This is a genomic window from Chitinimonas sp. (genome assembly GCF_036568685.1).
Classification (GTDB): domain Bacteria; phylum Pseudomonadota; class Gammaproteobacteria; order Burkholderiales; family Chitinimonadaceae; genus Chitinimonas.
The window spans coordinates 1-10,686 of record NZ_DATCSC010000102.1; the positions used below are offsets into that span (position 1 = coordinate 1).

The following is a 10,686-nucleotide window of genomic DNA, read 5'->3' on the forward strand; positions in this document are numbered from 1 at the left end:
ACCTTGCCCAGGTCGCGGTAGGCGACTTCGGCAGCGAAGTTGGGGTGGAACTGGTAGCCACCGAACACCGAGTAGGTGGTGTCGGTCTTGCTGATGTCAAAACCGTTGCCGGCGTCGGCTTCGATCTTGCTGCTGCCAACGTCGCCACCAACGTAGAAGTTGTCAGCGAAAGCGGGAGCGGCCAGTACGGCGGCGATAGCGAGCAGGGAGAATTGCTTCTTCATGACTTTGTCCTCTAGTCAAATTTATGTTTTGAATCCCCTCCTCTGGAGGGGAGGGGTGGCGATAATACCAGCCCGCAAAAGCCCGTCCTAGCTAGGGGAAGCGATAATATTTACATGGGAACCTATTGCCCATGACACGGTCTTCTGCCGGTACTGCCACCGCCACGACGGCGGGTGCGCCAGTCGGGGTGATCCAAGTGCCTTGCCCGCCAAGGGTCGGTCGACAGCGACCGACCACCAAGTCGGGGCGCGCACCGGCAACAAAAAAGCTGCCCTGGGCAGCTTTTTTGTTGTTACGGGAGAGAGGCTCAGTTCGAGAAAAAGTCCTTCACCTTGTCCATCCAGGAATTGGCGCGTGGGTTGTGCTTGGCGTCATCCTGCAGGCTGATGTTCTCGAACTCGCGCAGCAGTTCCTTCTGCTTGTCGGTCAGCTTGACCGGCGTCTCGACCACCACATGGCACATCAGGTCGCCGGTAATGGCGCTGCGCACGCCCTTGATACCCTTGCCGCGCAGGCGGAATACCGCCCCGGTCTGGGTCTCGGCCGGGATCTTGAGCTTCACGGCGCCTTCCAGCGTCGGGATCTCGATCTCCCCCCCCAGCGCCGCCACGGCAAAGCTGATCGGCATCTCGCAATGCAGGTCGTTGCCCTCGCGCTCGAACACGCTGTGCGACTTGAGGTGGATGACCACATACAGGTCACCCGGCGGACCGCCGTTGACGCCCGGCTCACCTTCACCGCTCAGGCGGATACGATCGCCCTCGTCCACGCCGGCCGGGATCTTCACGTTCAGCGTCTTTTGCGACTTCACACGGCCCTGGCCGTGGCACGACCGGCATGGGTCGGGAATCACCTTGCCGCTGCCGTGGCAAGTCGGGCAGGTTTGTTGCAGCGAGAAGAAGCCCTGTTGCACCCGCACCTGGCCATGGCCGCCACAAGTACCGCAGGTCTTGGCCTGGGTACCCGGTTTGGCACCGCTGCCGTGGCAGACCTCGCACTCCTCGTGGGTCGGAATCTTGATCTTGGTCTCGGTACCGCGTGCCGCTTCCTCAAGACTGATCTCGAGGTTGTAGCGCAGGTCCGAGCCCCGGTAGACATTGGAGCGGCTACCACGGCCACCGCCGAAGATGTCGCCGAAGATGTCACCGAAGGCATCGGCAAAGCCACCGCCGCCAAAGCCGCCACCGCCCATGCCGGCCTGCGGGTCTACCCCGGCGTGGCCATACTGGTCATAGGCAGCGCGTTTTTGCTCGTCAGAGAGAATCTCGTAGGCCTCCTTGGCCTCCTTGAATTTCTCTTCGGCTTCCTTGCTGTCCGGGTTGCGATCCGGGTGGTACTTCATTGCCAGCTTGCGATAGGACTTCTTGATGTCCTCGTCGCTGGCGTCCCTGTTTACCCCCAGGATTTCGTAGAAATCTCTTTTTGCCATGCTCTTTCCTTACGGCAAAGGCGCAGCACAGTCCGGGAACAGTCCCGGCCCATGCTGCGCCCAGCGATCAAGCGATCTTACTTGTCGTCTTTGACTTCGGTGAACTCAGCGTCGACCACGTTGCCGTCGTCCTTCTTCGCCTCGCCACCCGCCGGGGCCGCGCCTTCAGCACCTTGCTGGGCGGCGTACATCTTCTCGGCCAGCTTGTGCGAGGCAGACATCAGGGCCTCGGACTTGGCGTCGATCTCGGCCTTGTCCTCGCTCTTGACCACGCCTTCGGCATCCGCCAGGGCGGCTTCGATGGCGGTCTTTTCCTCGGCAGTGATCTTGTCACCGAATTCGGAGAGCGACTTCTTCACCGAGTGGATCAGGCTTTCCAGCTGGTTGCGAGCAGCCACCAGTTCGGTCAGCTTCTTGTCTTCCTCGGCATTGGCTTCGGCGTCCTTCACCATGCGCTGGATCTCTTCTTCCGACAGACCCGAGTTCGCCTTGATGGTGATGTTGTTGGCCTTGCCGGTCGCCTTGTCCTTGGCCGACACATGCAGGATGCCGTTGGCGTCGATATTGAACTCCACCTCGATCTGCGGGGTACCGCGGGCAGCAGCCGGAATGCCTTCCAGGTTGAACTGGCCCAGCGACTTGTTGGCCGCAGCACGCTCGCGCTCCCCTTGCAGCACGTGGATGGTCACCGCGCTCTGGTTGTCCTCGGCAGTCGAGAACACCTGCGAAGCCTTGGTCGGGATGGTGGTGTTCTTCTGGATCAGCTTGGTCATCACGCCGCCCAGGGTTTCGATACCCAGGCTCAGCGGGCTCACGTCCAGCAGCAGCACGTCCTTGCGGTCGCCCGACAGCACCGAACCCTGGATGGCGGCACCAACGGCCACGGCTTCGTCCGGGTTCACGTCACGGCGGGCTTCCTTGCCGAAGAACTCCTTCACCTTGTCCATCACCTTGGGCATACGGGTCTGGCCACCGACCAGGATCACGTCGTCGATATCGGTGATCTTGAGGCCGGCATCCTTCAGCGCAATGCGGCAGGGCTCGATGGAGCGCTCGATCAGGTCCTCGACCAGGCTCTCGAACTTGGCGCGGGTGATCTTCATGGCCAAGTGCTTGGGGCCGGTTGCGTCCATGGTCACGTAGGGCAGGTTGATCTCGCTCTGGGTGGTGCTGGAGAGCTCGATCTTGGCCTTTTCCGCGGCTTCCTTCAGGCGCTGCAGGGCCATCACGTCGTTCTTCAGGTCGATGCCCTGTTCCTTCTTGAACTCGGTGACGATGTAGTCGATCAGGCGCTGGTCGAAGTCTTCGCCGCCCAGGAAGGTGTCGCCATTGGTGGCCAGCACTTCAAACTGCTTGTCGCCATCGACATCGGCAATCTCGATGATGGAGATGTCGAAGGTACCGCCGCCCAGGTCATAGACGGCGATCTTGGCATCGCCCTTTTCCTTCTTGTCGAGGCCGAATGCCAGCGCAGCCGCGGTCGGCTCGTTGATGATGCGCTTGACGTCCAGGCCGGCGATACGACCGGCATCCTTGGTAGCCTGACGCTGGCTGTCGTTGAAGTAGGCCGGCACCGTGATCACGGCTTCGGTCACTTCTTCACCGAGGTAGTCCTCGGCGGTCTTCTTCATCTTGCGCAGCACTTCGGCCGAGATCTGGGGCGGGGCCATCTTCTTGCCCTTCACTTCCACCCAGGCGTCACCGTTGTCGGCCTTGGCGATGGTGTAAGGCATCAGGTCGATGTCCTTCTGCACTTCCTTCTCTTCGAACTTGCGGCCGATCAGGCGCTTCACGGCGTACAGCGTGTTCTTGGGGTTGGTGACAGCCTGCCGCTTGGCGGGGGCGCCGACCAGGATTTCGTCGTCGTTGGTGTAAGCAATGATGGACGGCGTGGTGCGAGCGCCTTCGGCGTTCTCGATCACCTTGACGTTGCCGCCTTCCAGTACGGCCACACACGAGTTGGTGGTGCCGAGGTCAATACCAATAATCTTGCCCATGTCCTTGTTCCTTTCCTGTTTCGAGTGCCAGCAGGGCTGGCCCGATATTCTGAATAACCTTGTTGGCTAAGTGGGGATGCGTCCCAGGGCTTTCAAGACCCGGCGCATTCAGCCTTCGCTCTTGGCCTTGGCGACCACCACCATGGCCGGCCGCAGCACGCGCTCGGCAATGGCATAGCCCTTTTGCATCACGCTGACCACGGTATTGGCCTCTTGCTCCGCTTCCACCGCGCTCATGGCCTGGTGCTTGTGCGGATCGAGCTTCTCGCCCACCTGCGGGTCCACTTCCTTGATCTGGAACTTGTCGAAGGCGCCGGCGAGGTTGCGCAGGGTCATATCCACACCCATCTTGATATTCTCGATGGACGAGTTGTCCTTGAGCGCCATCTCAAGGCAGTCTTTCACGATCAAGAGCTCGCTGGCGAACTTGCCGACCGAGTATTTGTGCGCCGCGGCAACGTCTTCCTGGGCACGGCGGCGGATGTTCTCGCCCTCAGCCTTGGCATAGAGCAGCGCACTTTGCAGTTCCGCCACCTTGGCTTCCAGCGCAGCCACCTGGGCCTCCAGGCTCTCGGCCGCTACGGCCTCCTCGTGCTCGGCAGGCGCCACGTCCTGCTCAAGCGCTTGATCCACGGGGTTGTCAGCTTGGTTTTCCTGTTGCATGGCCTGTTTCTCCAAAAACGATAGCCCTGATATGGAGATGGTTATTCCACTTTCAAGACCCGAAAAGCGCGACATGTTGCCATAGCAACACAGGCGCAATGTTGCAGTTTTCTATAAATCAGACGCTCGTTTGAAAAAAATGGTGCACTGCACATGAAACTCCTTATAATCGACTACACAAGTTAAGGAAAACCCTAGCTGGCCCACCCTTCGCCAGACCCGGGTCCATATCGCCCCAAGCCGCTATCCAGCCTGGGCGCCGGTTCGCCGAAGACTGCGAGCCCCTCCCGAGCTAACTCCCCAATGATTTGCGTGCCACCGGCTCGCCGGGGCATGCCGCCCAACGAGGTATAGAGATATGTCGACTCGCGAACAACGTATTGCAGCCATTCAACAGGACTGGGATACCAACCCCCGCTGGAAGGGTATCAAGCGTGGCTATACCGCCGCCGACGTCGAGCGTCTGCGCGGTTCCGTCCAGAACGAGTACAGCCTGGCCCGCCGCGGCGCCGAGAAGCTGTGGAACCTCGTCAACAATGAACCCTATATCAACTGCCTGGGCGCCCTGACCGGCGGCCAAGCCATGCAGCAGGTCAAGGCTGGCGTGAAGGCCATCTACCTGAGCGGCTGGCAGGTTGCTGCCGACAACAACGGCTACTCCGCCATGTACCCCGACCAGTCGCTGTACCCGGTCAACTCGGTACCGGCCGTGGTCGAGCGCATCAACAACGCCTTCACCCGCGCCGACGAAATCCAGCACGCCAAGGGCATCGAAAAAGGTAGTAAGGACTTCATCGACTACTTCGCCCCCATCGTGGCCGATGCAGAAGCCGGCTTTGGCGGCGTACTGAACGCCTACGAGCTGATGAAGTCCATGATCCGCGCCGGCGCCGGTGGCGTGCACTTTGAAGACCAGCTCGCCTCGGTCAAGAAGTGTGGCCACATGGGCGGCAAGGTACTGGTCCCGACCCAGGAAGCCGTCCAAAAGCTGATCGCCGCCCGTCTGGCTGCCGACGTCTACGGCGTACCCACGCTGGTGATCGCCCGTACCGATGCCGAAGCCGCTGACCTCTTGACCAGCGACTACGACGAGAACGACAAGCCCTTCCTGACCGGCGAGCGTACCGCCGAAGGTTTCTACAAGACCAAGAAGGGTATCGAGCAGGCTATCAGCCGCGCTGTGGCCTACGCCGAATACGCCGACCTCGTCTGGTGTGAGACCGGCACCCCGGACCTGGAGTTCGCCCGCAAGTTCGCCGAGGCCGTACACGCCAAGCACCCGGGCAAGCTGTTGGCCTACAACTGCTCGCCGTCCTTCAACTGGAAGAAGAACCTGGACGACGCCACCATCGCCAAGTTCCAGCGCGAGCTCGGCGCCATGGGCTACAAGTACCAGTTCATCACTTTGGCCGGCATCCACTCCATGTGGTACAACATGTTCGATCTGGCCCAGGACTACGTGGCCCGCGGCATGTCCGCCTATGTGGAAAAGGTGCAAGAGCCGGAATTCGGCGCCCGCGACCGTGGCTATACCTTCGTCAGCCACCAGCAGGAAGTCGGCACCGGCTACTTCGATGATGTCACCACCGTGATCCAGGGTGGCCGCTCGTCCGTGACCGCGCTGACCGGTTCGACTGAGGAAGAGCAGTTTCACTGACCTGGTTTGAGGTTTTGGGGTGAGGTGCAGCGCTCGACCGGCAAAGCCGGCCGGGTTATGCCGGTAGCGAATATCTAGGTCAGTCCCTTGATATCTCGCCTCCCCCCCGCCCCTCCTCACGGAGGGGAGCCTCGCTGACGCTCGTTAGTGACACGCTCTACCTGATAACGCCGCCCGCTCTTTAAAGAGCGTAGGCGGCGTTTTTACTCGCACACGCGGACTAGGCGTTTATGGTCTTCTTCATCATCACTCGGGCCGGTTATAAGAGCTTTCTCTCGCTGAATTTCAGCGGCAGCTGCGCGCTATGGCTGGGTGGAAGCATCCTCACTCCCGCAGAGGAGCTTCAGTTCGATGCTGCACCTATCGCACTGACCTACTTCGACGATGAAATCAGCCCTGATGATCTAGGCCGCATCCAAGAATGCATAGAGACCATACAACTGCACCACCCGGGTAAAGTCATCTGGGCAGAGTCTCAGGGCCTAGGTTGAGCTCTCTATACATATATAAGGAGCATTGGAAGCATGACTGAACGTATCCAACACGGCGCGCTCGCCATCGACTCGCAACTCTACGCGCTGGTGCGCGACGAGATCATCCCGGGTACCGGGGTGGAGAACGACGCTTTCTGGTCGGCTTTCGAGCAGATCGTGGCCGATCTGACGCCGACCAATGAGGCACTGCTCCAGAAGCGCGATGTGCTGCAGGCCAAGATCGACGCCTGGCACCAGGCCAACCCCAAGTTCGACGCCAGCGCCTACCAGGCCTTCCTGACCGAGATCGGTTATCTGGTGCCGGAAGGCCCGGATTTCTCGGTCACGACCGAGAATGTGGACGCCGAAATCGCCACCCTGGCCGGTCCCCAGCTGGTGGTGCCGGTCAAGAACGCCCGTTATGCGCTCAACGCCGCCAACGCCCGCTGGGGCTCGCTGTACGACGCGCTCTATGGCACCGACGTGATCCCTGAGGCCGGAGGCGCCGACAAGGGCAAGGGCTACAATCCGGTACGTGGCGCCAAGGTCGTCGCCTTCGGCCGCCAGTTCCTGGACGACACCTTCCCGCTGGCCAGCGGTTCGCACGCCGATGCCACCCAGTACGCCGTCGCAGACGGCAAGCTGCGCGTCACCCTCAAGGGCGGCGAGGAGAGCGGCCTCAAGAACCCGGCGCTGTTTGTTGGCTTCACCGGCTCGGCCCCGGTACCGGCCAGCGTGCTGCTCAAGCACAACGGCCTGCATGTCGAAATCCAGATCGACGCCAACCACCCCATCGGCAAGGACGACCCGGCGCACGTCAAGGATCTGTGCCTTGAAGCCGCCGTCACCACCATCCAGGATTGCGAAGACTCGGTCGCCGCGGTCGATGCCGAAGACAAGGTCGAGGTCTACCGCAACTGGCTGGGCCTGATGCTGGGCACGCTGGAGGATACCTTCGAGAAGGGCGGCAAGCCCGTCACCCGCCGCATGAATGGCGATCGCGTATTCCACGCCGCCACCGGGGGCGAATTGCGCCTACACGGCCGGTCCTTGATGCTGCTGCGCAATGTCGGTCATCTGATGACCAACCCGGCCATCCAGCACCAGGGCAAGGATGTGTTCGAAGGCATCATGGACGCCGCCATCACCGCCCTGATCGCCAAGCACGACATCCTCGGCCGCGGCAAGCTGCGCAACTCGCGCACCGGCAGCATGTATATCGTCAAACCCAAGATGCACGGTCCTGAGGAAGTCGCCTTCGCAGTCGAGCTGTTCGCCCGCGTCGAGGCCGCCATCGGCCTGCCGCGCAATGCGCTCAAGATCGGCATCATGGACGAGGAACGCCGCACCACGGTCAACCTCAAGGAATGCATCCGCCAAGCCCGCGAGCGCACCATCTTCATCAATACCGGTTTTATGGACCGCACCGGCGACGAGATCCACACCTCGATGGAAGCCGGCGCCATGGTCCGCAAGGAAGCCATGAAGAAGGAACGCTGGATCGCCGCCTACGAGAACTGGAACGTCGATGTCGGCCTGCTCTGCGGCCTCAAGGGCCGCGCCCAGATCGGCAAGGGCATGTGGCCCAAGCCCGACCTGATGGCCGAGATGCTGGCTACCAAGCAGGGCCACCCCAATGCCGGTGCCAACTGCGCCTGGGTACCCTCGCCCACCGGCGCCACCTTGCATGCCTTGCACTACCACCAGATCGACGTGGCCCAGCGCCAGGTCGAGATCGCCCAACGCCAACGTGCTGCCCTGGCCGATATCCTGACCATTCCGCTCGCCCCCAGCACCGACTGGTCGGCGGCCGATATCCAGGCCGAGCTGGAGAACAACTGCCAGGGCATTCTGGGCTATGTGGTGCGCTGGGTGGACCAGGGCGTGGGTTGCTCCAAGGTACCGGACATCCACGACGTGGGCCTGATGGAAGACCGCGCCACGCTGCGCATCTCCAGCCAGCACGTTGCCAACTGGCTGCGCCACGGCGTGGTCAAGGCCGAGCAGGTCCGCGAAGTGATGCAGCGCATGGCCGCCATTGTCGACGGCCAGAATGCGGCTGACCCGCTGTACCAGCCCATGGCGCCAGACTTTGCCGCCAGCATTGCCTACCAGGCCGCTTGTGAACTGGTGTTTGAAGGCGTCAAGCAGCCCAATGGCTATACCGAACCGGTGCTGCACCGCAGCCGCCTGGCAGCCAAGGCAGCTGAACGCCGGTAGAAACCGTAGCGAGGGTATTGAGGGCTATTCACCGCCCGGCAAAGCCGGGCGTTTTAGGGTACCGAATCCTCAACCATTCCTTGCTGATTAATTCCGCTCCCCCGCCCTCGCCGCCGCGAGGGAGCCTCGCTGGCGCGAGTGGGCTTACTCTCAAAGTGCAGCGGGTACGGTACGAAAAAGCCCCTGGCATCACGCCAGGGGCTTTTGCTTTTCCGGACAGCAGAGGCTTACTTGCCCAACGCGTCGTTCAGCACATTGGCAAGGCGCACACCGCCCTTGAACAGTTGCTCCGGCACCAGCTCGTCACCCAGCGCCAGGTAGTCCTTGTCCAGCGTCAGCTTGTCCTTGCTCGGCGCAGCGCCGCAGGCAAAGCCGGGCAGCTTGCCGTAGGTCACGGTCTCGGCCAGCTTGTGCGATTCCTGTATCCAGTCCTGCACACTCCCCTTGCTCCAATCACCGGCCTTGGCCTGGTAGCGGGTAGCCAGTGCATCGGCATAGTCCGCTTCCTTGAGCTTGCTCACGCGCAGCGCCTTCTTCACCCAGTAGCCATCCCACAGGCTGTGCAGATTGTCGTAGAAGCCGTAGGACTCGAACACCGGGTTGAGTCGGATCGCGTTGCCACCCTGGTCATGGTTGTCCGAGGCATGCAAGGGCTGCTGGATGTCGCCAATGATATGGCTGACATAACGCAGTGCCTGCAGCTTGATGCCGTCATGGTTGGCCGGGTCGGCCAGCATGGCGATATGGCGGTTGATGGCGGCCGAGGCGCAGGCGCCGTTCTGGCAGAAGGACGGCGTACGCTGCTCGCCACAGATCTCCAGATCGTCGTAGTGCCAGGTAGTGGAGCCAGGCTGCTGCTGGGCCAGCATGGGCTTGTGGTCGTCGAGGTAGATCGCAGCGGTGGCCAGGCTGCCCGGCACATCGGTCGAGCCCAGGATGCGGCGCAATTCGGCGCGGGTCTTATCGGTCAGGAAGCGGTCGGCCACGCGGGCGACAATACGGTGCCCCTCGTCATGCCAGGCCTTGGCCGGCAGGGCAGACAGGCCCAGCGCGGCGGACAGCAGCAGGGCAAACGGGCGGGTTGGGAATTTCACGGCTCTCTCCGGCAGGAATACTAGATAGGCGGCAGCCTAGCGTATAAACGTGACGCCGCCATGGCGGCGCACAGCATACCGGGAACTTCCAGAAACCTCATTACCGCCGCAATGCGGCGTTGCTCATAAAAAATATCTCCTTACCTATCCGCTATATGCTGCGTCGAGATTTGTTATTCGCGCCTTGCCTTGCTTAGGTACTGAGGCTTCTGGAAGTCCCCAGGCCTATTCCACCAAGGGCAACAAGCCGGCCATGAATTGCTTCACCCGCTCCGAGGCTTCATCGCTACGGGTGGCCGCCGCCATGGTCAGAAAGGCGCCGTCATCGCGTAAAGGCAGGTAGCGCACCCCGTCGATCCGCACACAATCGAGCGGCGCCGGCAGCACCGCCACGCCAAAGCCGGCCGCCACGAGGCCGATCTGGGTGATGGCTTCGCCCGCCTCCTGCGCCAGCCGCGGCTGAAAGCCCGCCCGCGCGCACAAGAGGTTGAGGATGGCGCGCAGACCGGTACCGGCGCTGGGCGGGTAGCCGACAAAGTCCTCGTCGCGGAACTGCGCCAGCGAGACCGAAGCCTCACCGGCCAGCCGGTGCCGGCTGGGCATGACCAGGCGCAGTGGGTCGCGCCGTAGCGGCTGGCAGACCACGCCCGGTGGCAACGCAGTATCGCTATAGCGCACAAAGCCCACGTCCAGCTCATTGCGCCGCAGCGCCTCGAACTGGTCGTCGGTATACATCTCACGCAGGCGCAGGGTCACATGCGGGAAGCGTTGCCGGTAGTCCTGAGCCACCGCCGGCAGGATGGGCGTCAGCGGCAAGGTGGAGGTAAAGCCGATACGCAGTTCGCCGGTCTCGCCGCGCGCCAGCCGGCGCGCCTCCTCACCCGCATCGGCGGTAGCGGCCAGGATGGCCCGCGCCCGCAGCAAAAAG

9 protein-coding genes are annotated in these 10,686 nt (G+C 62.1%); 3 read left to right on the forward strand and 6 right to left on the reverse strand.

Features of this window, described 5'->3' with window-relative positions:
- From VIM95_RS14585 to grpE, 4 genes are all read right to left on the reverse strand, one after another.
- Positions 1 to 224: outer membrane beta-barrel protein (locus VIM95_RS14585; protein ID WP_331986956.1), on the reverse strand; the 224-nt coding region annotated here is incomplete at its 3' end.
- Between the two features lie 308 nt (positions 225 to 532).
- The gene (dnaJ, locus tag VIM95_RS14590; RefSeq protein WP_331986959.1) at positions 533 to 1,654 is read right to left on the reverse strand and encodes a molecular chaperone DnaJ; all 1,122 of its coding nucleotides are present in this window, start codon (positions 1,652 to 1,654) and stop codon (positions 533 to 535) included.
- Positions 1,655 to 1,731: 77 nt separating this feature from the next.
- Positions 1,732 to 3,651, reverse strand: coding sequence for a molecular chaperone DnaK (dnaK, locus tag VIM95_RS14595; RefSeq protein ID WP_331986961.1), 1,920 nt, complete (start codon positions 3,649 to 3,651; stop codon positions 1,732 to 1,734).
- A gap of 108 nt (positions 3,652 to 3,759) precedes the next feature.
- Positions 3,760 to 4,314 (reverse strand): nucleotide exchange factor GrpE, encoded by a 555-nt coding sequence (grpE, locus tag VIM95_RS14600; RefSeq protein ID WP_331986963.1) that lies wholly within the window; start codon positions 4,312 to 4,314, stop codon positions 3,760 to 3,762.
- A gap of 358 nt (positions 4,315 to 4,672) precedes the next feature.
- Here grpE and aceA point away from each other — a divergent pair, with 358 nt between their 5' ends.
- The 3 genes from aceA (at position 4,673) to VIM95_RS14615 (ending at position 8,664) form a co-directional block, all read left to right on the forward strand.
- Entirely contained in the window at positions 4,673 to 5,971 is a 1,299-nt protein-coding gene (gene aceA, locus VIM95_RS14605) for an isocitrate lyase (RefSeq protein WP_331986965.1), read from the forward strand.
- A gap of 230 nt (positions 5,972 to 6,201) precedes the next feature.
- Positions 6,202 to 6,462, forward strand: a complete 261-nt coding sequence (locus VIM95_RS14610) for a hypothetical protein (protein WP_331986967.1) — start codon at positions 6,202 to 6,204, stop codon at positions 6,460 to 6,462.
- 33 nt (positions 6,463 to 6,495) lie between these two features.
- Complete coding sequence (locus VIM95_RS14615; RefSeq protein ID WP_331986969.1) at positions 6,496 to 8,664, forward strand: malate synthase G; 2,169 nt, start codon at positions 6,496 to 6,498, stop codon at positions 8,662 to 8,664.
- A 227-nt stretch (positions 8,665 to 8,891) separates the two neighbouring features.
- Here the strand turns inward: VIM95_RS14615 and VIM95_RS14620 are convergent, their stop codons facing one another.
- A complete protein-coding gene (locus VIM95_RS14620) occupies positions 8,892 to 9,758 on the reverse strand; it encodes a S1/P1 nuclease (protein WP_331986972.1) in 867 nt (288 codons plus the stop codon).
- 225 nt (positions 9,759 to 9,983) lie between these two features.
- Positions 9,984 to 10,686: LysR family substrate-binding domain-containing protein (locus VIM95_RS14625; RefSeq protein WP_331986974.1), on the reverse strand; the 703-nt coding region annotated here is incomplete at its 5' end.

Excerpts from the sequence above, each read along its gene's own strand:
- grpE (WP_331986963.1), bottom strand. The coding sequence starts at position 4,314 with ATGCAACAGGAAAACCAAGCTGACAACCCCGTGGATCAAGCGCTTGAG.
- dnaK (WP_331986961.1), bottom strand. The coding sequence starts at position 3,651 with ATGGGCAAGATTATTGGTATTGACCTCGGCACCACCAACTCGTGTGTG.
- aceA (WP_331986965.1), top strand. The coding sequence starts at position 4,673 with ATGTCGACTCGCGAACAACGTATTGCAGCCATTCAACAGGACTGGGAT.
- dnaJ (WP_331986959.1), bottom strand. The coding sequence starts at position 1,654 with ATGGCAAAAAGAGATTTCTACGAAATCCTGGGGGTAAACAGGGACGCC.
- VIM95_RS14615 (WP_331986969.1), top strand. The coding sequence starts at position 6,496 with ATGACTGAACGTATCCAACACGGCGCGCTCGCCATCGACTCGCAACTC.
- VIM95_RS14610 (WP_331986967.1), top strand. The coding sequence starts at position 6,202 with ATGGTCTTCTTCATCATCACTCGGGCCGGTTATAAGAGCTTTCTCTCG.